Origin of the sequence: Paucihalobacter sp. (genome assembly GCF_036825875.1) — a bacterium.
Lineage (GTDB): Bacteria > Bacteroidota > Bacteroidia > Flavobacteriales > Flavobacteriaceae > Paucihalobacter.
Genome location: NZ_DAISXK010000033.1, coordinates 1 through 21,719, shown reverse-complemented (window position 1 = coordinate 21,719; position 21,719 = coordinate 1). Strand labels below are relative to the sequence as shown.

The following is a 21,719-nucleotide window of genomic DNA, read 5'->3' as shown; positions in this document are numbered from 1 at the left end:
AATGCGAGATACTTCAAATAGTGTATTTGACACCATGCTTTTTAAGCGCCTACTTTATTTTGTAAAGCCGTATAAGCTTGTATTTGTAATGTCCTTATCACTAGTAATTGGCTTAGCACTTTTTGGCGCTGCTAGACCTTATGTGTTGCAGATAGCTATTGATGAGCAAGTTGCAGAAAAGCAATACACGGGCTTTGTGCTATTAGTTGTGGTTATGATTGCGCTTTTAGTATTAGAAGTAGTTTGTAATCTTTTCTTTATTTATTACGCTTCTTGGCTTGGGCAAACCGTGGTGAAAGACATCAGAATAAAGCTTTTTGAGCATATGATGAGTTTTAAAATGAAATATTTTAACAACTCATCCGTTGGCGTTTTAATCACCAGAGCCGTTACCGATATGGAACGTATTGCCGATATTTTTGGCGAAGGCTTATTTATGATTTTTAGTGATATACTTAAAATGCTGATTGTAGGTGGTTTTATGTTTTATATGAATTGGAAGCTGAGTTTGATTGTTTTCATTACACTGCCAATTGTTTTATATGCTACAAAGATTTTTCAAAAATACATGAAACGCGCGTTTGAAGAGGTACGCACCGAGGTCTCTAACCTCAACTCATTTGTACAAGAACGCGTTACAGGAATGAAAATTCTACAACTGTTTTCAAGAGAAGCTACCGAATACGAAAATTTCAAAGTTATAAACGAACGTCACAAAAAAGGATGGCTTAAAACAGTTTGGTATAATTCTATATTTTTTCCAATTGCTGAATTTTTATCATCTATCACTATGGGCGCGGTGATTTGGGTTGGCGGACTTCAAGTAATTTTAAATGAAACAGCAACATTAGGACATTTAATGGCATTTATCATGTTTATTCCGATGATGTACAGACCACTCAACCAAATTGCCAATAAATTCAACACTTTACAAATGGGAATGGTGGCGGCCGATCGCGTGTTTAAGGTCTTAGATACTTCTTCGCAAATTGATGACCTAGGAACCCAACAAGCACCGCATTTTAAAGGAGATATTACTTTTAAACAGGTGGAATTCTCTTATGTTTCAGACGAAAAGGTTTTAAAAGGCATTTCATTTGAGGCCAATTCGGGACAAACCATTGCTATTGTTGGTGCTACTGGTGCGGGTAAATCAACGGTAATCAACTTATTGAGCCGCTTTTACGATATTGATGGTGGCCAAATTCTAGTAGATGGCACCAATATAAAAACCTATACCTTATCGTCGCTGAGACGCCAGATAGCAGTTGTATTGCAGGATGTATTTTTGTTTGCTGACACTATTATGAATAATATCACCCTAAAAAATGATGCGATTACGGAAGAAGAAGTAATTCAAGCGGCAAAAGATATTGGTATACATGAGTTTATTATGAGCCTACCTAATGGCTATCAATATAATGTAAAGGAGCGTGGGGTGATGTTATCATCAGGTCAAAAGCAGCTCATTTCGTTTTTAAGAGCCTACGTTACCAACCCAAGTATCCTTGTTTTAGACGAAGCAACCTCATCCGTAGATGCCTATTCAGAGCAATTAATTCAAAAGGCTACCGAAAAAATTACCAAAGGCAGAACTTCTATCGTGATAGCACACCGATTGGCTACTATACAAAAAGCCGATAAAATATTAGTGATGGATGCAGGTGAAATTGTTGAACAAGGCACGCATCAAGTCTTACTTGAAAAGGAAAACGGTTATTACAAAAACTTATACGAAGTGCAATTTACGAAGGCGGCGCAAAATCTTGTAGGTTAATAATTCCTGTTGAGAGCATGTAGATTGCAGCTATTATTGAAAACCCGAGATAAAAAATAAAAAACAGAATTAAAAACAGTAATGTTTTTAAAATAAGTTGTTTGATATTGAGTTCAAAAACGCGCTGTAAACTGTACACATAATAAAAAAACATAAACAAATAAACATAATATATACAATTCACATAGTATTCCGGCACACTGAAAAGTAGCATTTGTCCAACAAAAACTGATAGAATTGTAATGGCAGACATACTGTAAAGGTATATTATAAGATGTTCTGTGAAATTATAGCGTTTATTGTAAAAGACAATAATTGATATAATTGCCATAAAAGGAATCATTGCCGAAAGTATTAAGGAACCAAATTCTAATGCAATATTTGCAGAATTTTCCAGGAATTGTGCAGCTTCATTGCTATACATTTCAAGGTTGAATATTTGGGAATAATCTAAATATTCTAAATAAAACTTTTGAATGATAAGGGTAGATAAACCACTAAGGGTTAATGATACTCCAAAGAAGTTTAATGGATTTACATAACGCATTCGTACACCATCAACATAAGAACCAATAACTGCTTCAGGTTTTTTAAATAGGTCAATGAATGTTCTTAATAATTTATTATCATAATTAAAAAAAGTCTCCCCTAAATGAATCATCAAATTCTTTAGAGTGAGCCTATTTCTTATCACTTTTGCGCCGCAGTTATAACAGAAATCTGCGTTAGGATGTAATTCTGTATGGCAATTTTTGCAATGCATTAAGTTAAATCTGCTTTAATTTTTTGAATCAATTCCGCGGTGTCTTTAAAAATTGAAAATTCACCATTTCGAATATATGAAATTTGTCCGGATTCTTCACTAACTACCAATGCCAAGGCATCGGTTTTTTCAGTGATGCCAATTGCCGCGCGATGTCTAAGGCCAAAATGCTCCGGTATGTTTTTTTCCATGTTAACCGGAAGAATTACACGTGTAGCCTTAACCACTTTGTTTGCAATAATGATGGCGCCGTCGTGTAGCGGACTGTTTTTAAAAAAGATACTTTCAATAATGGCTTGCGATACATTTATATTGGTTTCATCACCCGTAGCCAATAAAAAATCTAAATTGTTATTGCGTTCGAGCACTATCAATGCACCGGTTCGAGAGCTACCCATTTTACTGCAAGCCTTCACCAATTCTTCAACATTTGTTTCATTGAGAGTTTCATTCTTGACAAATTTTAAATTGCTGAGAAATTTTCCTTTTCCAGCAATATTGGTGGAGCCTACCATTAGTAAAAATTTTCTGATTTCTGGTTGAAATACGACAATTAAGGCAATAATTCCTACCTTCATAAAGCCTCCAAAAATGGTATTGAGCAATTCCATATTTAAAAACTCTGTGAGTTTCCAAACGAAATAGAGAATGATAATTCCGATAAAAATATTGATGGCGACGGTGCCTTTGATAAGTCGGTAAACATAATAGAGTAAGATGGCAACTAAGATGACATCTAAAAAATCAATTACTCCAAAATCCCAAGCTTTAAATGTATCCAATGGCTGGCTTTTTTGTAAATGTAGAAAATTTAATTAATTGATAATGTATTCCGTATTTGCAATAGTCACTTTATTTTCGGAAAAAACTTCAATTTTCCTTTTAGCAGTGATGTATTCTTGAAAGCTTAAATTCCCATTGAAGGCCAAATAAATCATGTCACTTTGGGCATTTTTAAAAACTTCTTTTTCGAGAATCTCGTTTAAGTTACCTTTAAATTTTAATTGATGTTGTGATGGATAATAAATATTGATTTCATTTTCTGGATTAAATTCAATCACCACTTTTTCATTAATCGAATCGTTAATACCCAAGTTCGATATGTAACTGTTCATAGCTTCAAATTTGTAATACACCTCTGTGAAATCAATAAAACCAAGCGTTTGCTTGCTTATATCGTTGCAAGTAAAATAATTTCTTGCGGATTCGTTTTTGTGCATTTTGGCATCTCGTTTTTTGTTTTGAAGTACCACAATTGACGGAATAGCTTTGTTTAACTTATGTCGTTTATCAACATTTATAAGCCAATTAGTAGTACTAATTAAATTATTTCTGTTCAACTCTAGACTGTCTTTTTTAGTTATATCGTAAAATATGTATGCCGGCGATACATCGGTAATTTCGTTTACAAAAGCATCCTGAATTTTTGGAAGTAAAATGGTTTTTTCAACGTCGGTGCATCCAAATATCATAATTAAACAGGCTATATATAAGATGATTTTCATTGTTTGTGTAATTGGTTGTAAAGTGTGACACATTCCATTGCTTCTTTAACGTCATGAACTCTTAAAATATTGGCGCCTTTTTCTAAGGCAATCATATTTAATGCAGTTGTGCCATTTAAGGCATGTTCTGGTGATGTTTGAAGCGTTTTGTAAATCATAGATTTTCTCGATACCCCAACTAATATTGGTTTATCAACTATTTGAAGCAATTCAAGCTGACTGAGAAGTTCAAAGTTTTGTTGTATCGATTTGGCAAAACCGAAACCTGGATCTATAATAATGTCCGCAATTCCTTGTAATTTTGTTAGTTGCAAGCGTTCACCGAAATAGGCAATTATGTCTTTGATTAAATGGTCATAATCGGTGAGCTGTGTCATGGTTTGTGGCGTGCCACGCATGTGCATCATGATATATGGAACTTTAAGCTTGGAGATGGTGGCTATCATATTATCATCTAAAATTCCCGCCGAAATATCATTTACCATAACCGCGCCTTGCTTAACCGCTGCTTCGGCTACTTTACTTCTGAATGTGTCTATGGAAATTAGACAATTTGGAAATTCTTCAATCAAAAGTTTCACAACACCAATCACACGATTTAGTTCTTCAAATTCCGAAACAAAATCGGCTCCAGGCTTCGAGCTGTAGCCTCCAACATCAATAAACGTCGCACCTTGTTCCAGCATAGTAGCCACGGTTTTCAAGATGGAAGCTGTGTCTTTATATTTTCCACCATCGTAAAATGAGTCTGGCGTTAAATTAAGTACACCCATAATTTTGGGTGTAGTTAAATCGATAAGTTGCCCGTTACAGTTGATATTCAAGTTTGAAAAATTTAAAATTTAAAAAAGAGAAAGCTACAAAACACAAGTCTTAAGATATAAAATGAAGCTTATACTTTGGAATTAATTATTAATTTTAATACTCAATAATCATCTAAATCTTTGAACTTTCAACTAATTTATGCGAAATTTACGCAAAAATAAACGTTTCGCATGCAACAAACCTCACAACAGTATGACGATGTTATTATTAGTTGCCGTTCGCTGTTTGAAAAAAAGATGAAAGATTATGGTAGTGCTTGGCGCATATTGCGATTGCCATCACTTACCGATCAAATTTTTATCAAAGCACAGCGCATTAGAAGTTTACAACAAAACGGCATAAGTAAGGTTGCTGAAGGAGAACAAAGTGAATTCATAGGCATCATCAATTATAGCATTATGGCACTAATTCAAATTGAAATGGGTATTGCCGATCAGCCCGATTTAAATCTGGATGACGCCCTGAAACTGTACGATAAGCATCTTGACGAAACCAAAACTTTAATGCTGAACAAAAATCACGACTACGGAGAAGCCTGGCGCGATATGCGCGTGAGTTCTTTAACCGACCTGATATTACAAAAATTATTGCGCGTGAAGCAAATCGAAAATAATAAAGGTAAAACCTTAGTTAGTGAAGGAATTGATGCCAATTATCAAGATATGATAAATTATGCGGTTTTTGCATTAATTCATCTTAACCAAGGAAATAACAGTTAATGCTTCAATGTTTTAACATTGAAATTTAATTTAAAGTATCCGGAATTTTAAAATTGAAATTTATGAAGTATTTAGTAGCCATTAGCAGAATTTTTGTCGGCGTTTTATTTATCATTTCAGGTTTTATCAAACTGAATGATCCGGTTGGATTTTCATTTAAATTAGAAGAATATTTTAGTTCTGCCGTGCTTAATTTGCCATTTTTTGAACCTTATGCGCTGGCTATTTCAATTTTTGTAGTGATTTTTGAAGTCATTCTTGGCGTATTCCTTCTTATTGGTTACAAACCTAAATTCACTGTTTGGAGCTTGTTCGCAATGATCCTGTTTTTTACGTTTCTAACATTTTATTCAGCTTATTTTAATAAAGTTACAGATTGTGGATGTTTCGGTGATGCCATTAAATTAACACCATGGGAATCGTTTACTAAGGATGTAGTGCTCTTGGTATTTATTATTATCCTTCTTAAAGGCATCAAATACATAAAACCTATTTTAAAACCACTAGGGTTGACCGTCGTGTCCTTGCTTAGTTTCGTTGCCTGTTTGAGTTTTGCTTATTACGTTCTCATGCATTTGCCAGCCTTGGATTTTCGTCCCTATAAAGTTGGTGCCAATATAATTGAAAATATGATTGTTCCCGACGATGCGCCAAAAGCAGAAATTGAATACACTTGGACCTTTATGGTAAATGGTAATGAGCAACAATATGTTACCAATGGAAGTTACCCAAGTGTTGAAGGCGATTATGTAAAAGTAGATACTAAGGTTGTAAAGGAAGGTTACGAGCCACCAATTCATGATTTTTCAATGGAACAAGATGGCGAAGATTATACCGAAGATTTAATGTCCGAGCCCAAACTTATTATGATTGTGATGTATAATTTAATGAAAACCGAAACAGAAGGACTCTCAAAATTAAAGTCATTTGTAAACAGTGCAGAAAAATCGGGTTACAAAGTTATAGGAATCACAGCATCAGGTGTAGCACAACAAGAGGCGATTAATAAGAATCACGGTGTTAATCTCGACTTTTATTTTTGCGACGAAACTGCTTTAAAAACAATCGTCCGCTCCAATCCTGGGATTTTAAAAATACACAATGGCACCATTCAGCAAAAAGTACATTGGAACGATATATTCGATATTACCTTTAAATAGAAACGACTGCTAAACTACGTTTTAAATAAACTACTGTATGCCTTACTCACCTTATTAGGTGTGGTAACTGTAATATTCTTCTTATTTAATGTATTGCCAGGCGATCCAGCCCAAATGATGCTTGGGCAAAACGAAGACAGCAATCAGCTAGCAATTGTGAAGCAGAAATACGGATTTGATAAGCCGCTCGGCACCCAATATTTATATTATTTGAATGATTTATCACCAATATCATTTCATTCTAAAAACACCGATGATTATACCTATTTAGAAGTTGGAAAATATAATGCTATCCAGTTGTTGAGTATAGGTAGTACAACAACAGCGTTAAAATTTCCGTATTTACGGGAATCCTTTACCAAGCAAGGCAAAAAAGTAACTCAGGTAATTGCCGAAACCTTGCCAAATACCTTTGTGTTGGCTACTTCTGCTATTTTTATCGCAATAGTAATAGGAATTTTTTTAGGCATAATTTCGGCGCTTTACAAAGACCGATGGTTAGATAAAGCTATCCAAGTGATAAGTACTTTAGGTATGAGTGTACCATCATTTTTCAGTGCTATTTTATTTGCTTGGTTATTTGGATTTGTATGGCATAAGTACACTAATTTAGAAATGACAGGAAGTTTGTACGAACTAGACGATTATGGCGAAGCCATGCAGATTCAATGGAAAAATTTAATTCTACCCGCTATAGTTTTAGGCATCCGACCCTTGGCTGTGGTTATTCAATTAATGCGAAATTCATTATTAGAAGTACTTAACCAAGACTACATTCGTACCGCACGCGCCAAAGGGTTAAGCGAGTTTCAAATTATAAGAAAACACGCCGTTAAAAATGCTTTAAACCCAGTTGTAACGGCTATTTCTGGATGGTTTGCTTCCATGCTTGCAGGAGCAGTTTTTGTAGAGTATATTTTTGGTTGGAATGGTCTTGGAAAGGAAATAGTAAACGCCTTAAACACTTTAGATTTACCGGTAATTATGGGTGCTGTTTTAATAATTGCACTTATCTTTATAGTCATCAATATCTTTGTTGATATTGTTTACGTTTGGTTAGATCCAAAGGTGAAACTTGAATAATGATTGAATAGATATTTTAAATTATACCATATTATGAGAAAAAACATTGTCGCCGGAAACTGGAAAATGAACAACGAATTATCCCAAACTGAAACCCTCATTTCAGATTTAAAAAAACAAACCAAAACCTCCAATGCTGAGGTGATGATAGCGCCAACTTTTACTAATTTATGGCATGCCTTGGAAGCCACAAGAGACCACGATATTGAAGTCATTGCACAAAATATGCACTTCGCTGATTCGGGTGCTTACACTGGCGAAGTAAGTGCAGCAATGCTAAAAAGTATTGGTGTTCAAACCGTTATTTTAGGTCACAGTGAAAGGCGCGCTTATTTTAATGAAACAGATGAATTGTTAGCAAAAAAGGTTGATGCCGCTTTAAAAAACGGCATACGTAGTATTTTTTGTTTTGGTGAAGAGCTTGCAGACCGCAAATCTAATAAACACGAACATGTTGTAGAAAGTCAGATTAAAAACGCATTATTTCACCTAGATGCCAACGCGTTTCAAAACATCATTTTAGCTTACGAACCAGTTTGGGCCATTGGCACCGGCGAAACAGCAAGTCCCGAACAAGCTCAAGATATGCACGCATTTATACGTAAAACCTTAGCTGATAAATACGGTCACGATTTAGCCGAAAGTGTCTCTATCCTATATGGCGGAAGTGTAAAGCCCGATAATGCTAAAGAAATTTTCTCAAAACCTGATGTTGATGGTGGACTTATTGGTGGTGCGTCTTTGAAAGCAGCGGATTTTTACGCTATTGTGAATGCTTTTTAATTACCAACTTATTAGTTTGGTTGATTTAATGGTGTATTTAGAGTTGTAATGGTATATCTACACATTTCTTTGTTGCTAATTTGCAATTTGAGAAGGTAATGATTCCAGTCTTCAGGAATTGTAATTTTGAGGTTTGGGCTATTATCAAGTTTTTTGATACTCAAAAAATCGCCCGATTCGTTGCATTTTATTAAGGACCATTCAAATAATAAATCTTTATGTGTTTCTCCGTAAACCCAATTAGAATCTTCAGCTAATATCATTGCTTCGTAGGAATAGCGCTGACCGGAAAACAATAGTTTAGCAGGTTTTATTATTTTAATTTCTGGTAGTATTATCGTGGTTGTGTCTTGACTAATGATGCTTTTTAATTCATAAAAATCAGTTTTGGGCTTGCCCTCAAAATCCAATAATCCATCAAAAGTTAGTCGGTTAAATTCTCGGTCGTCTTGCCAGTTGGTAATAAAATAGGGAACGTTTATTTGATTAACCTTATAAAGAGCCAAAGAAGAGGTGTTAATTTGAGACACTTGATATTTTAAACTACGCATATCAAGTTGATCAAGCGCGCCTCCCAAGTAACTATCATCAACCACAATTAATCCCAAAACATCAATATTTGAGATTTTACTTTGAATTAAGTGTAAATGATTATGAAACTGAGGAGAAACTTCAATATCCAGAATGAATGGTTTTGTGTCACCAGATGCTTTTAGGTCTTTCAAAAAAATCTCCAGCCAGTTTAAGTAGGCGAATTGCTGTTTAGTAACTTCAATTCTATTATGCTGATAATTTAATTGAGCTAGAATATCGGTTTCAAAATGCCAACTAACAATGTGCGGTTGGTTTTGAAGTTTTTTTACTGATTTTAAAATGAGATTGCTAAGTTTTTGCTTTTTAATGTCGTCTTCAATCCAATTGATATTTTTTGGAATTTCAAAACCGAAAGAAAGTTGCAAACCAGTTTCTTTTGATAACTTTAAAACATTGTAATTATACGCCTTGTTGTTCGAAAATCGAATGGTATTAATGCCAATTTCTTTCATTACATTGAAATCTTCAATCAAAGTTTTCCTATTTAATGTATAGTAGCTTTGATTCCAGTTTCCTCCTTTTTTGTAATTAATTCCCATTAATGATCTAGTATTGTTCGCAACGACTTTATGTGAAGTATCGGCAAGTGTTTTGTATTCTTTGGGATTTCTATGATCTAATTCTGTTTTTATCGGATCTAATTGAAAGGTCCAATCTAAAATTTGGGTAGTTTCACTGCTTGTATTTAAAGGCAAATTTTTGTCTAAATCACTGTAAAATAGCACTGCCGACTCAATTTCAGGATATTGTGCGATGCTGTTAAAAGCTTCCTTGTTCCAGTCTAATCGCTGTTGATTTGTTTGTCCTAAACTTCCTAATTCTGTAATAATAACAGGCAAGGCAGGTAGTTTGGAAAATTCTTCTTTGAAAGGTTCATACAACTCTAAAAAAGAGACATCTTGTTTGTTATGATTGAGTTGAGAATAATTTAAAACATTCAATCCAATCTTATCTACAAAATTAGTTCCGGGAAAAGATTCAATAACATTTTCTGCTCTCCAGGGGTTCCAAATCCATTGCACATTATAAGCTTCTTCTTGTTGAAAAATGTTGTGAATATGCTGCCACGCAATACTTAAGTTTTGAAACCCTTCAGAATCATTTACAAACCAAGGATAAAATGGATTGTCAAATTCGTGGGCAAATCTCAATAACACTGGTGCTTCAAGATTTTTGAGTTCCGTGGCCATATTAGATATATACGCGTCAAAGGCTCCTAAAGAGATCAATTCAAATATGTGTAAATTCTCTGGATTTCCAATGGCTTCTGGTATCCATGGCTCCCAAGTAATCATAGCAATAGCATTGCGTTTGTAAATCGCTTCAATTTCGATTTTTGGGTAGTTTGAATTTTCAATGTCAATCCATGGCACATAAAGTGAAATGATATTAAACTTGGTGAAAAACTCGGTTTCTAACTGATTAACACTTTCAATATTTGTAATACCATTATCTTCAGAAGGATAAAAAATGCCAAAACCTTTTAATGAATGAATCCTATACGGTGCGGTACTTAAGCCTTCGAAATTACTGCGGTCTATTTTGTATTGTGAAATCGCAAAAATCGCTACAAAAACCACCAGAATATGCAAGGCAAATCTTCTCCAGAATTCATAAAATTGGTGTTTTTTTGGTGCCAATATTCTTCTGATACTTTTTAAATCGGATTTAGGAAATTTTTGTTTAATTATGTTTTCATTGTGAAACCAAAGCGTGTAAAGCAAGAAGTAAGTATTTAATAGCGCAAAACACGACATGATTATTGAAAAAGGTGTGAGGTCCTTGTTGAGTCCGTATATTACCGCAAATACTGAAATCCCAGCTAATAATATATTTGGAAATAATAATTTAAAACTTGCCTTATCTAATCCGTCTTTTGGTGTTGGTATATAAGGTATTTTTTTTCTTAAAATAGTATAAACACAACCTAGTATAAAAAACCACCAAGTTGTAATAAATAATATACCACCGGTTAAATGAATGCCAGATTCACTTTTCTGCATCACCCATTTTTGGACATACATGCGTATGGTGAGGATACTTAAAATGACGGGTAAAAACAGGAAGGTGAAATTTACAATATTGCCTTTCCAGGGTGTGGTGGCACATAAAAGAGAAATGATAGGAATTAATAAATTAGTTAAAATGATAAACCCCGATAAGTAATGTAGTGGTATAATACCGTAATGAATTTTTTGTCGGATTGTAAAGTATTTAAACAGTTTAGGATACACTGTGAATAGCAATTCGAAAGTACCTCTAGACCATTTAAGTTGTTGTTTATAATATGCACCCAAAGTGTCGGGAGCCAACCCTGAAGTGAGTACCTGAGGCACATAAACCGATTTCCATTTTTTAGCATGTAGTTGCATGGCAGTATGCAGATCTTCAGAGAGTCCTGAAGCGTGCCCGCCAATGCTATGTAAAGCTTTTCTTCTAAAAGCGCAATTAGCTCCTATGGCGTTTACGGTACCGTAGGTATTCATAGTCATCATAACTGGACCATAGAAATGGTAAGTTTGCTCGGCTGCACCTCTGGCAACGAGTGAAGATTTGTAGTTGTAATATGTTTGAACCGTTTGTACAAAGCCCACACTTTCATCTTCAAAATAGGGTAGGACCACATCCAGAAAATCTTCTGAAGGAATATGATCGGGATCTAAAATTACACAAACTTCACCGGAAGCTATTTTAAGAGCGTTGTTGATGTTGCCGGCTTTGGCATTAATACGATTGTTGCGTGTAACATGTTTAATTCCGTGTTGTAGACAAAAGTTTTTAAGGGATGGTTCGTTGGCTTCATCACATAAATATGCCGTATTTGGGTAATTTAAATTTTTAATGGCCAACAAGGTTTTTGTTACCATTTCTTGAGGTTCCCCAGGGAAATAGGTAGTAAGGACATCTACTGTGGGCCGAGATATTAATTTAGGAGGTTTTGGTATACTCATAGCCCAGTAATGATACCAAATGTAAAGTACTCTTAAACTATCAAATGAGATAGACACCAAAAGCATACTATATAACCATTTATTATCAATTAAATCTTTGCTGAAAAACCAGTAGAAAAAGTTGATAAAACTTAAAATACCAAAGATGATGAGAATCCTTATGGTTAAGATTTCTTTTTTAGTTGGTGCTTTTATGGGTACGGTATAACTCACAATTTCTCCAGAATATAAAAGGGTAAATTAGCTGTTGCAAAATAATTATCAGTGTCATAAATAGTAACGAAGAGTCTGTAGGGTCCTTCTTTTTTGGGTGTTTTAAAAATAATTTGATCTTTTAAATCTTCAACAATATAGCCTGCAACTTTCTTCGGTTTTACTTGATTATCTGAAAATTGGTATTGCCAAGCTTCTGGGTACAATTCCCATTTATAAGTTAAATCATGACGTTTCAAACTATCACCGTGATAACTTAGGTTAATTTGAGCTTTAGCAGTGTCGCCCCGATTTAATATTAAGCTGTCTACAATGGCCTGGTTGTTTATTTTAATATGATTAATATGAAATCGTTTTGGGTTAGTTGTGCTGACATTCCATAAGTTGAGTAGGGTTTCTATTTGATGTGATTTTAAATCATTTTCATCAAACAAACTAAACCAGGTGTGTGTAGATTCTTGCTTATTTCCCCAATAAAAAATTAAGGAACCGACGCAGTTGGTTTTATTATATCCTTCTACAAGTTTGTAATTCTGTTCTATTTGTTTTGCTTTCTCAGAACTAAATGGTTCAATCGGGACACCCCAACTTGTAGTTCCATTTTCCCAAGGTCCGTTGCTGCCCCATTCACTTAAGTAAAATGGGAATTTACCATTGATTGGTCCCAATGTTGAAAATCTGTCATCTAATTCGTAAAGTGCACCAAAAGTATTAAATCCGTAAATGTCTAGTTTAGGAGAAAAGAAAAAAAGAGAAAAAATATTAGATCTTCTTCCTGTTATCGTTGTGCTTATTGGGTGGTTAGGGTCTGATTCATGAATAAGATTTACAAGGTCATTGTAGGTGTTTGTAAAGCCATTGCCCAAAATTGAAAATGGAAAGTCTACCTCATTACCTAAATTCCACATTAACAATGCAGGATGATTCTTATGTCTATTGACTAAGTCTTGTATACTTTTTTTTAAGTTTTTTTGATAGTTTTCGTCCTCGTAATTAAAATAATCTTTATCGTATCGAGGAAGCGGAATATCTAATATAACCGCTAAATTGGAATCGTGGGCTTCATTTAATATGTTTTTTATGTTTACGGTATCGTAAACTCTTAATGTGTTGCCCCCAATTTCAGAAATCATTTTAATGTTTGAATCTCCCGCAGCACCTTTTATTTCAAAAGGCTGTCCATTTCTTATAAGAGTGAATTTATTATTGTATTTAACAATATGAACAGTTTTTTCGCTCGATTTATAATCGGGTCTTTGAGTATAATTATAAGAAATTAATGCAAAAAATCCTACTAAGCAAATAAAAAGGATGCTAACAATAACTTTAACAAATAGTTTCACTTGTAAGGTTTAACGTCAAATATAATGTAATGAATAGATTAAAAAACATATTATCCTGTAAAAGGCAAATAATTTAGATGACTTAATATTAATAGTTTAGAAATAATAAGAATTACATCATAATTCTTTAAGACAGGTTTTTTACTGTTTTATAAACTATTATAGTTTGGAGGCTAATTTCCACCTGATGCATAAAATAGAAATTACTAAAATTTGGAACTCGAGTTGGGGTAGCAGAGTGAGTTTTTAATTTATGATTGAAATTTTTAAGTTTACTTCCAAGCATATTTTACTATTGGTTGCTTAAGGTTGTTGTCTATATTTTTTCTTAAGGGTATTCCCTGAATTTTTAGAATTCATGGAATGCCCTTAATTTTTTTTCATGAACTGGATTTAACTTGCACTGTGAGTTACTATAATCAACTATTAAAATGAAAAATTATGAAAACAGTATTTCTATCAATTGGGCTCCTTATCACAATGGCACTACAATCGCAAACGGTTTTCACCGTAGATAATAACCAAGGCTCTGGAGCGGCATATAACAATGTGCAAGCGGCAATTAATGATGCCTCGCCTGGTGACATTATCTATATTCAACCCTCGCCAAACTCTTATGGAAATATTCAAATGACAAAAACACTTAACATTTTTGGTATAGGACATAATTCGGAACTAAATAGTGGTTTACGAGCAAACGTTGGTGACATTTTGTTTAGGTTTGCTGATGCCTCTAACTCAAAAATTTCGGGATTGAACATTGAACGTGTTTATTTAGACAATCAAACCTTTAACAATCACAACGTCATTATTACAAATAATAGGATTGGCCTTATATTAGGTAATATACTTACAACAAGAGCCAATAACACCGTTGTTTCTGGAAACTATTTTAGAAATCCAAATTTCAATTCAATAGATACTTACAATTCACAAAATTGGATTATTACACACAACCTTATTGATCAACAAAACACTTCATCAACCTGGTCCACCTTAAGCCGATTTAACGCATCTACCATTTTTAGTAATAATATTCTATTAACCCGACAAAATGGAGATTCAAACCAATCAATTGGTGTATTTAATGCTTGCAATGGTGCATTAATTAGTAATAACATCTTTTTGTTTAGAGGTACTAATGTGACCAATATGAATCTCGGTTCTAATTCGTCACTCAACTTTCAAAATAATTTAACGTTTAGTTATAGCACAACTTTTAATGAGTTAACAGGCGCTAATAATTTGGATAATACAGACCCACAATTTGAAGCGTTCAACCAAAATCAACCACTCAATTCAATATCCAATGATTTCCGCATTCAAGCTGGTTCTTTGGCAGAAAATGCAGGCACTGATGGTAAAAATTTAGGAGTTTTTAATGGCAACTTCCCATTCAGCTTAAGAGGCTATCCAACAGAATTACCTTATCTGGTAGATTTCGTGATTTACAATAATATTCTTAGTGCTGGTGAGCCTCTAAACATCAATATCAAGGCCAATGCCAATATTAACAACTAGAAGGCAATACTATGAAAAGGTTTATTTTATGCTTATTAGCCATAGCTGTGTTTTATGAAGTGAATTCACAAATTACCGCCGCTGAATATTTTTTTGATACCGATCCGGGTTTTGGAAATGGAGTCGCTTTATCTGTTAATGGTGAAGAATTAAATCAGAATTTTGATATACCAACGACAGGACTTTCTAATGGTATTCACAAGTTGAATATCCGTGTCCAAAAGCAAGATGGAACCTGGAGCATTTATGGTACTGAGGTCTTTTACATTGGTCCTTCAAACAGTGCCAATATCGCCTCGGCAGAGTATTTTTTCAATACGGATCCAGGTTTTGGAAACGGCATTAATTTGTCCTTTTCAGGAGAATTCATTGATCAAAATTTTATTATACCTACTGAAGGTTTACCAATAGGCGTGCATAAATTATTTGTGAGAGTTACCAATACAGATGGAACCTGGAGTTTATACAATCCAAAAGTATTTTACCGTTACCCAAACGAAACCAATACTGCAAGTATAAGCAGAGCAGAATATTTTTTTGACACCGATCCAGGTTTGGGAAATGGTACTGTGTTAGCCATGTCTGGTGAAATGAGTGATGAAAATTTTACCATAGCAGAAGTATTAGATGAAGGTATTCATAATTTATTTGTACGAGTTTTAAATATTGACGGCACGTGGAGTCTTTATAATAGGAAGCTATTGTATGTTTATCCTAAAAACACAGCACTCATCACGGCTGCTGAATACTTTTTTGATATCGACCCTGGTTTTGGAAATGCAACGCCAATCAATTTAGATGCCGTTGAAAATTTAGATGAAGACTTGGAGATTCTGGTGCCAGAAGATTTACCAGATGGTGACCATTATCTTTATGTTCGAGTATTAAACTCAGATGGGGTTTGGAGTTTGTATGCTACCTCGGAAATGTTATCTACTTTATCAATTTCAGAGCTGTCCAAACAACAGTTAAAATTGTACCCTAATCCTGTTCAAGATTACCTGTTTTTAGACACCTGTGGGGCAACAGTTTTAGATTTTAAGATTATCGACCTAACTGGACAAATCATACTTGATGTACCTACGCCGAATGAGAAGGTTGATTTAAGTCATTTAAGCACTGGTGCCTATTTAGTTTACTTAACCACTAATCAAGGTAGATGGTCTCAAAAAATTGTAAAGCAATAAGCTGCTTTTATTTTATAACTTAAATTTTATTAAATGTGACCTTAATTCCTATTAGATAGCTAATTTGACAATAGGAACTCAATAACAAAGGCTAGAAATATAATTATTTTTTCAAACCGAAATTATTAGTTAGTAAAACTAAACTTTACAAAATAACGATGTTTAAATTTGCAAATAAATTTAGACAATGAACTACATAGGTTACGAATTCCTGATTGAACCGTTGCAACCAGCATCAGATATTTTAATTGCAGAACTGGGTTATGCTGGTTTTGAAAGTTTTGTTGAAAACGAATCGGGAATTTCTGCATACATACAGAAATCCGATTGGCACAAAGATATTTTAGAAGGAATCGAAATTCTAAAATCGGATGATTTTTCTATAAGCCACACTTTTGAAGAAATAGAACAACAAAACTGGAATGAAGAATGGGAAAACAATTTTCACCCAATTGTAGTAGACGATTTGTGTACTGTTCGTGCACCTTTCCACGAAATTCCCAACACCAAGTACGATTTGATAATTGAGCCAAAAATGAGTTTCGGAACAGGACATCACGAAACTACCCACATGATGATTCAACATCTTTTAAAAAATAATTTAAAAGAAACTGTTGTTTTAGATATGGGATGCGGTACTGCTGTACTTGCTATTTTAGCTGAAAAATTGGGTGCTAAAAAAGTTGACGCCATCGATATCGATAATTGGTGTTACTTGAATAGTCTCGAAAATGCCGAACGTAATAATTGTTCTAATATCTCCGTTTTTGAAGGTGATGCTACTTTACTTGGCAAAACAAAATACGATGTAATTATTGCCAATATCAACCGAAACATTCTGCTTCAAGATATTTCAACTTATGCGATGTGTTTACGGCCTAGAGGTCGTTTGTTTTTAAGCGGATTTTATAAGGAAGACATTCCGCTAATAGAAGCAGAATGCAAAAAATACATGTTAAAATTGAATGAAATTATAGAAAGAGGCTCCTGGGTTTCGTTAAAATTCATAAATTAGCCTTACATGAGGGAAGTGAGATGCTATGAACTTCAATCATCAACTTTTTGAATAAATTACCAAAAGAATTGAAAGGATGAGTACAAAAGAAAAATTATTAGAAGAACTTCTGTTAGATGAGGTCGTAGAAAAGCAAAACGAAATTGTGTTATTCAATGATGAGGTAAACACTTTTGATCATGTAATTGACACACTTATCTATGCCTGTGAGCACACACCGGAACAAGCAGAGCAATGTTCGATTATAGTACATTACAAAGGAAAATGCACGGTTAAAACCGGACCGTACGAAGATTTAGAACCAAGATGTTCTAAATTATTACAAGCTGGCTTAAGTGCCGAAATAGTCTAAGTATTCATTCTTCCAATTGCACAACTCACCAATGATTTTGCTTTTGTGTGAAATGCATTATTTTCACCTGCTACTGGATATCCTAAACTAGAAAGTTTGTCGATAGCCGCTTTGTATGCTGTTTCGTCATTATAATTAAAACTTACACTATTGGTTTCGTTATCTACTTTCACATCCGAAACAGCCTCTAATTTTGATAGCTGCGCTGCAATGGTATTTGCGCAACCATGGCATTTTAGATTTTGAATAGTAATAGTTGCTAATTGTGTTGTCATAATTATGTGCGTTTACAAGAATTAACACCCAGTAAGGTGTAAAGTGGGCAAAAGCTAATAAAACTTGTTATTAGAAATACAATGGCAAATGCCATTAATACGTAGGCTAAAGTGCCTTCAATTACATCAAAGTAGTATAATGCTGCTACTGTGATGGCCAATGCAACCCGAATGGATTTGTCGGCCGTTCCCATGTTTTTTTTCATTTGTTTCGATTTAAGTTAGTACGATGTTTATAAGGTTGAAGGACAAACGTAGTCCGTCAAGGGAATATTAGTTTCTTTAATTGCCGCAAATCCGCCTTCCACATTCACTAAATTACGAAATCCTCTTGCTTTTAAAATAGAAGCAGCAATAACCGAGCGATAGCCGCCTGCACAGTGAATGTGATAGGTTTTGTTTTTGTCAATTTCATTCATATTTTCGTTTATGAAATCTAATGACAAATGTTGCGCATTTTCAATATGCGATGATATAAACTCTCCATCCTTACGAACGTCTAAAATATTGGTTCCCTCATCGTCAATCTTACTTTCAAGTATTTTAGCAGGAATAGATTGTAAGGTTTCGGTGTCTCTTCCGCTTTTCTGCCATGCTTCGATACCACCGTGTAAATAACCTAAGGTATTGTCGTAACCAACACGCGATAGTCTTGTAACTGCTTCCTGAGAGCGACCTTCTGGCACTACCAAAAGAACAGGTTGTTTAATATCTGTAATTAAAGCGCCAACCCAAGGCGCAAATTGACCATCTAGCCCAATAAAAATCGCATTGGGAATATGTGCTTTAACAAAATCATCCTGATGACGCACATCCAAAACGAGTGCTGAATCGTGATTGGCAAGAGCTTCAAATTCTTCTGGAGACAATGGTACATTTCCTTTCTCTAAGACGCTTTCAAAAGTGCTATAACCTGATTTGTTCATCATGGCATTTTTTGCGAAATACTGTGGTGGTGGTGCAATACCATCTAATACTTCTTTTATAAATTCACCCCTTGTCATATCGGCTCTAAGGGCATAGTTCGTACGTTTTTGGTCACCTAAAATACCCACTGTTTCTTTACTTAAATTTTTACCACAAGCAGAGCCAGCACCATGGGCCGGATATACAATAACATCATCGGCGAGTGTCATAATTTTATTACGCAATGAGTCAAAAAGCATCCCTGCTAAATCTTCTTTGGTTAAATCGGATTTAATGGCCAAGTCCGGACGTCCAACATCTCCGAGAAACAAAGTGTCGCCAGAAAAAATGGCGTGCTCTTTTCCGTTTTCATCAATTAATAGGTAAGTGGCAGATTCTAAAGTATGTCCTGGAGTGTGCAATACTTTGATGGTGATTTTTCCCAATTTAAAAATTTCGTTGTCTTTAGCTTCGTGAATATCGTAATCGGTTTTAGCATTTGGACCAAACACAATAGTAGCGCCTGTTTTTTTAGCTAAATCAATATGCCCCGAGACAAAGTCTGCATGAAAGTGCGTTTCAAAAACGTACTTAATTTTAGAATTTTCGGCCTTTGCTTTATTGATATATTGTTGGGTTTCGCGCAGTGGATCAATGATGGCTACTTCGCCTTCAGATTCAATGTAGTAAGCGCCTTGTGCTAGGCATCCCGTATATAGTTGTTCTATGTTCATATGATTAGTTTTTAGAATTTCTGTGCGTTATTCACAAGAAATCAATAATTACGAAGGTACGAAAAAATGGAGATTTATTTTGTAACAAAAGTCACATTAGGCTTGTGTTTCTTTGTATAAGATATATATAGCCATGAGCAAAGTAAACCAGCCAAATCCTTTTTTAAGTTTTTTACCACTGACGAATTTAGAAAGCAAACCGCCAATTAAAATACCTACAATTGTAATAGCCGAAAATGATAATAAAAATAGCCACTCCACCTTGATTGTTTGTAAATCTCCACCAAAACCAATTAATGAATTGATGGTTACAATAATTAGAGAGGTACCTACTGCTTTTTTCATAGGAAGTTTCGCCCAAAGCACCAACGCAGGCACGTATAGAAATCCACCACCAGCGCCAATTATGCCCGTAACTGTTCCAATCACTAAGCCTTGTATAAACGTTTTGTAATAGGCTTGTTGAATAGATTTTAATTCTTCAATCTCCTTTTTGGTTTTTATCATGGAGTAAGAAGCAAGTAGCATAACCAAAGCAAAAAAGGTCATAATGGCCATTTCCTTAGTAAGTGTATAACTACCGACATTTAAAAATACCTCAGGTAAGTTGGGCACAAGGTATCTTCTCGAAAAATAAACTGCTAAAAATGACGGAAATGAAAATACCAGTCCAATTTTGACATCTGCTAATCCTTTTCTATACTTTTGAAAGGAACCTACCAACGAAGATGATCCCACGACAAAAAGCGAGTAGGCCGTAGCAATTATTGGGTTATAACCTAAAATATATACCATTATAGGCACTGTTAAAATAGAGCCACCGCCACCTACCAGACCTAAAACAAGTCCTACGATTAAAGCACCAATGTAACCTAAAATTTCAGTGAATTCCATTAATGCGGTAATTTATCTTTTAGTAATCCATAACAAAAAGTACCAAGTAAGGCTGCGGCTATTACGATGAGCATTGACATAGTTCCAGTGCCGACTAAAATATACATCGGTCCAGGACATGCGCCACAAAGCGCCCAACCTAAACCAAAAATACTACCGCCTATCAGATATCTTGCAAAGCCTTTGTCTTTTTTCGGAACCGTGAGTAGGTTTCCTTCGGTTGTTTTTAAATGGAACTTTTCAGACAATAAAACCAAAATAGTACCTGTAATTACGGCCGAACCGATGATGCCATACATATGAAAAGATTGAAACTGGAACATTTCAAAAATCCTATACCATGACACTGCTTCAGACTTAACCAACACTATTCCGAAGAATACTCCAACCAATAAAAATTTTAAGTATTTCATATTAGAAAATTAAAGGGAACAGTAAGTGAATCATAATCAAACCTCCAATAAAAAAACCAATCACCGCAATAAGCGACGGTAGCTGCAGACTACTCAGTCCTGTAATTGCATGTCCCGAAGTACAACCTCCAGCATAACGCGTTCCGAAACCTACTAGAAGTCCACCAATTAATAAAATAGTGACTCCCTTAAGGCTTAAAACTCGGTTCCAATCATATAGTTCAGCAGGCAACAGAGATTTACCTACATTTTCAAAGCCATAATTTTCTAAATCAGAAACAGTAGTTGGGTTGAGATTAATGTCTATAGGATTCGACAAATAGAAGTGTGCTATAAACCCACCAATGATGGCACCAAACACCACCATTAAATTCCAACGCTGACTCCGCCAATCGAATTTAAAAAACTCTGAAATCTTGCCCGCACCACCCATACTGCAAAGCGTTTTTAGATTTGACGACATGCCAAAGGTGCGTCCGAAGTACAACAGAAAAAACATCACTAGTGCTAATAATGGCCCAGTAACGTACCAAGGCCAAGGATTTAAAATTGCGTCCATTAAAAATTATTTACAAAATTGGTATTAAAAATTGACTTCAAAAGTAACAAATGTTGCAGAGAGAAAGGGGTATATTAAGGCTATGATTTTTACTTAAAATTAAATTGCCCAAATTTTAGAATAATTCTTTGGAGTAAGTTCTATAAA

At 34.6% G+C, this 21,719-nt stretch carries 21 protein-coding genes; 9 read left to right on the top strand and 12 right to left on the bottom strand.

Annotated features, from left to right (window positions below; all coding sequences use genetic code 11):
• Position 1 precedes the first annotated feature (1 nt).
• Entirely contained in the window at positions 2-1,777 is a 1,776-nt protein-coding gene (locus V7Z48_RS09975) for an ABC transporter ATP-binding protein (RefSeq protein ID WP_334113288.1), read from the top strand.
• On the opposite strand, the gene V7Z48_RS09970 is transcribed toward V7Z48_RS09975, so the two are convergent.
• The 4 genes from V7Z48_RS09970 to folP all read right to left on the bottom strand — a co-directional run bounded on the left by V7Z48_RS09970 (position 1,746) and on the right by folP (position 4,869).
• Positions 1,746-2,438: a DUF3667 domain-containing protein gene (locus tag V7Z48_RS09970; RefSeq protein ID WP_334113287.1), complete on the bottom strand. Its 693-nt coding sequence runs from the start codon at positions 2,436-2,438 to the stop codon at positions 1,746-1,748. The two genes, V7Z48_RS09975 and V7Z48_RS09970, sit on opposite strands and share 32 nt — an antisense overlap.
• 101 nt (positions 2,439-2,539) lie before the next feature.
• Positions 2,540-3,322, bottom strand: coding sequence for a diadenylate cyclase (locus V7Z48_RS09965; RefSeq protein WP_334113286.1), 783 nt, complete (start codon positions 3,320-3,322; stop codon positions 2,540-2,542).
• A gap of 33 nt (positions 3,323-3,355) precedes the next feature.
• Positions 3,356-4,045, bottom strand: a complete 690-nt coding sequence (locus V7Z48_RS09960; protein ID WP_334113285.1) for a hypothetical protein — start codon at positions 4,043-4,045, stop codon at positions 3,356-3,358.
• Entirely contained in the window at positions 4,042-4,869 is an 828-nt protein-coding gene (gene folP / locus V7Z48_RS09955) for a dihydropteroate synthase (RefSeq protein WP_334113284.1), read from the bottom strand. The genes V7Z48_RS09960 and folP overlap by 4 nt, the downstream gene beginning before the upstream one ends.
• Before the next feature lie 171 nt (positions 4,870-5,040).
• Here folP and V7Z48_RS09950 point away from each other — a divergent pair, with 171 nt between their 5' ends.
• The 4 genes from V7Z48_RS09950 to tpiA all read left to right on the top strand — a co-directional run bounded on the left by V7Z48_RS09950 (position 5,041) and on the right by tpiA (position 8,615).
• Entirely contained in the window at positions 5,041-5,589 is a 549-nt protein-coding gene (locus tag V7Z48_RS09950; protein WP_334113283.1) for a DUF1599 domain-containing protein, read from the top strand.
• A 62-nt stretch (positions 5,590-5,651) separates the two neighbouring features.
• Positions 5,652-6,749 carry a BT_3928 family protein gene (locus V7Z48_RS09945; protein ID WP_334113282.1) on the top strand — a complete coding sequence of 366 codons (1,098 nt, stop codon included), beginning with the start codon at positions 5,652-5,654 and terminating at the stop codon, positions 6,747-6,749.
• A gap of 6 nt (positions 6,750-6,755) precedes the next feature.
• Positions 6,756-7,832, top strand: a complete 1,077-nt coding sequence (locus tag V7Z48_RS09940) for an ABC transporter permease (RefSeq protein ID WP_334113299.1) — start codon at positions 6,756-6,758, stop codon at positions 7,830-7,832.
• 33 nt (positions 7,833-7,865) lie between these two features.
• Complete coding sequence (gene tpiA, locus V7Z48_RS09935; RefSeq protein ID WP_334113281.1) at positions 7,866-8,615, top strand: triose-phosphate isomerase; 750 nt, start codon at positions 7,866-7,868, stop codon at positions 8,613-8,615.
• Between the two features lie 11 nt (positions 8,616-8,626).
• On the opposite strand, the gene V7Z48_RS09930 is transcribed toward tpiA, so the two are convergent.
• Positions 8,627-12,373 carry a glycosyltransferase gene (locus V7Z48_RS09930; protein ID WP_334113280.1) on the bottom strand — a complete coding sequence of 1,249 codons (3,747 nt, stop codon included), beginning with the start codon at positions 12,371-12,373 and terminating at the stop codon, positions 8,627-8,629.
• Entirely contained in the window at positions 12,370-13,716 is a 1,347-nt protein-coding gene (locus V7Z48_RS09925) for a glycoside hydrolase family 2 TIM barrel-domain containing protein (RefSeq protein WP_334113279.1), read from the bottom strand. Before V7Z48_RS09925 ends, V7Z48_RS09930 begins: the two co-directional genes overlap by 4 nt.
• Positions 13,717-14,157: 441 nt before the next feature.
• Between V7Z48_RS09925 and V7Z48_RS09920 the strand changes: the two genes are divergently transcribed.
• The 4 genes from V7Z48_RS09920 to V7Z48_RS09905 all read left to right on the top strand — a co-directional run bounded on the left by V7Z48_RS09920 (position 14,158) and on the right by V7Z48_RS09905 (position 17,791).
• Positions 14,158-15,237 carry a hypothetical protein gene (locus V7Z48_RS09920; protein WP_334113278.1) on the top strand — a complete coding sequence of 360 codons (1,080 nt, stop codon included), beginning with the start codon at positions 14,158-14,160 and terminating at the stop codon, positions 15,235-15,237.
• Between the two features lie 11 nt (positions 15,238-15,248).
• Positions 15,249-16,424: a T9SS type A sorting domain-containing protein gene (locus tag V7Z48_RS09915; protein ID WP_334113277.1), complete on the top strand. Its 1,176-nt coding sequence runs from the start codon at positions 15,249-15,251 to the stop codon at positions 16,422-16,424.
• 187 nt (positions 16,425-16,611) lie between these two features.
• A complete protein-coding gene (gene prmA / locus V7Z48_RS09910) occupies positions 16,612-17,439 on the top strand; it encodes a 50S ribosomal protein L11 methyltransferase (RefSeq protein ID WP_334113276.1) in 828 nt (275 codons plus the stop codon).
• A 76-nt stretch (positions 17,440-17,515) separates the two neighbouring features.
• Positions 17,516-17,791, top strand: coding sequence for an ATP-dependent Clp protease adaptor ClpS (locus tag V7Z48_RS09905; protein WP_334113275.1), 276 nt, complete (start codon positions 17,516-17,518; stop codon positions 17,789-17,791).
• Here V7Z48_RS09905 and V7Z48_RS09900 read toward each other — a convergent pair.
• From V7Z48_RS09900 to V7Z48_RS09875, 6 genes are all read right to left on the bottom strand, one after another.
• Positions 17,788-18,066 (bottom strand): heavy-metal-associated domain-containing protein, encoded by a 279-nt coding sequence (locus V7Z48_RS09900; protein WP_334113274.1) that lies wholly within the window; start codon positions 18,064-18,066, stop codon positions 17,788-17,790. The genes V7Z48_RS09905 and V7Z48_RS09900 overlap by 4 nt on opposite strands.
• A 2-nt stretch (positions 18,067-18,068) precedes the next feature.
• Positions 18,069-18,272, bottom strand: coding sequence for a YgaP family membrane protein (locus V7Z48_RS09895; RefSeq protein ID WP_334113273.1), 204 nt, complete (start codon positions 18,270-18,272; stop codon positions 18,069-18,071).
• 27 nt (positions 18,273-18,299) lie between these two features.
• Positions 18,300-19,706 (bottom strand): MBL fold metallo-hydrolase, encoded by a 1,407-nt coding sequence (locus V7Z48_RS09890; RefSeq protein ID WP_334113272.1) that lies wholly within the window; start codon positions 19,704-19,706, stop codon positions 18,300-18,302.
• Positions 19,707-19,802: 96 nt separating this feature from the next.
• Positions 19,803-20,600, bottom strand: a complete 798-nt coding sequence (locus V7Z48_RS09885) for a sulfite exporter TauE/SafE family protein (protein WP_334113271.1) — start codon at positions 20,598-20,600, stop codon at positions 19,803-19,805.
• Positions 20,600-21,013, bottom strand: a complete 414-nt coding sequence (locus V7Z48_RS09880; RefSeq protein WP_334113270.1) for a DUF6691 family protein — start codon at positions 21,011-21,013, stop codon at positions 20,600-20,602. The genes V7Z48_RS09885 and V7Z48_RS09880 overlap by 1 nt, the downstream gene beginning before the upstream one ends.
• A 1-nt stretch (position 21,014) precedes the next feature.
• On the bottom strand, positions 21,015-21,572 hold the full coding sequence (locus V7Z48_RS09875; RefSeq protein ID WP_334113269.1) for a YeeE/YedE family protein: 558 nt from the start codon (positions 21,570-21,572) through the stop codon (positions 21,015-21,017).
• Between the last annotated feature and the right edge of the window lie 147 nt (positions 21,573-21,719).

Bases quoted from the DNA above. Each gene is read 5' to 3' on its own strand.
- V7Z48_RS09975 (WP_334113288.1), top strand. From the start codon at position 2: ATGCGAGATACTTCAAATAGTGTATTTGACACCATGCTTTTTAAGCGC.
- V7Z48_RS09970 (WP_334113287.1), bottom strand. From the start codon at position 2,438: ATGATTCATTTAGGGGAGACTTTTTTTAATTATGATAATAAATTATTA.
- V7Z48_RS09960 (WP_334113285.1), bottom strand. From the start codon at position 4,045: ATGAAAATCATCTTATATATAGCCTGTTTAATTATGATATTTGGATGC.
- V7Z48_RS09950 (WP_334113283.1), top strand. From the start codon at position 5,041: ATGCAACAAACCTCACAACAGTATGACGATGTTATTATTAGTTGCCGT.
- V7Z48_RS09945 (WP_334113282.1), top strand. From the start codon at position 5,652: ATGAAGTATTTAGTAGCCATTAGCAGAATTTTTGTCGGCGTTTTATTT.
- tpiA (WP_334113281.1), top strand. From the start codon at position 7,866: ATGAGAAAAAACATTGTCGCCGGAAACTGGAAAATGAACAACGAATTA.
- V7Z48_RS09920 (WP_334113278.1), top strand. From the start codon at position 14,158: ATGAAAACAGTATTTCTATCAATTGGGCTCCTTATCACAATGGCACTA.
- V7Z48_RS09915 (WP_334113277.1), top strand. From the start codon at position 15,249: ATGAAAAGGTTTATTTTATGCTTATTAGCCATAGCTGTGTTTTATGAA.
- prmA (WP_334113276.1), top strand. From the start codon at position 16,612: ATGAACTACATAGGTTACGAATTCCTGATTGAACCGTTGCAACCAGCA.
- V7Z48_RS09905 (WP_334113275.1), top strand. From the start codon at position 17,516: ATGAGTACAAAAGAAAAATTATTAGAAGAACTTCTGTTAGATGAGGTC.
- V7Z48_RS09900 (WP_334113274.1), bottom strand. From the start codon at position 18,066: ATGACAACACAATTAGCAACTATTACTATTCAAAATCTAAAATGCCAT.
- V7Z48_RS09895 (WP_334113273.1), bottom strand. From the start codon at position 18,272: ATGAAAAAAAACATGGGAACGGCCGACAAATCCATTCGGGTTGCATTG.
- V7Z48_RS09890 (WP_334113272.1), bottom strand. From the start codon at position 19,706: ATGAACATAGAACAACTATATACGGGATGCCTAGCACAAGGCGCTTAC.
- V7Z48_RS09885 (WP_334113271.1), bottom strand. From the start codon at position 20,600: ATGGAATTCACTGAAATTTTAGGTTACATTGGTGCTTTAATCGTAGGA.
- V7Z48_RS09880 (WP_334113270.1), bottom strand. From the start codon at position 21,013: ATGAAATACTTAAAATTTTTATTGGTTGGAGTATTCTTCGGAATAGTG.
- V7Z48_RS09875 (WP_334113269.1), bottom strand. From the start codon at position 21,572: ATGGACGCAATTTTAAATCCTTGGCCTTGGTACGTTACTGGGCCATTA.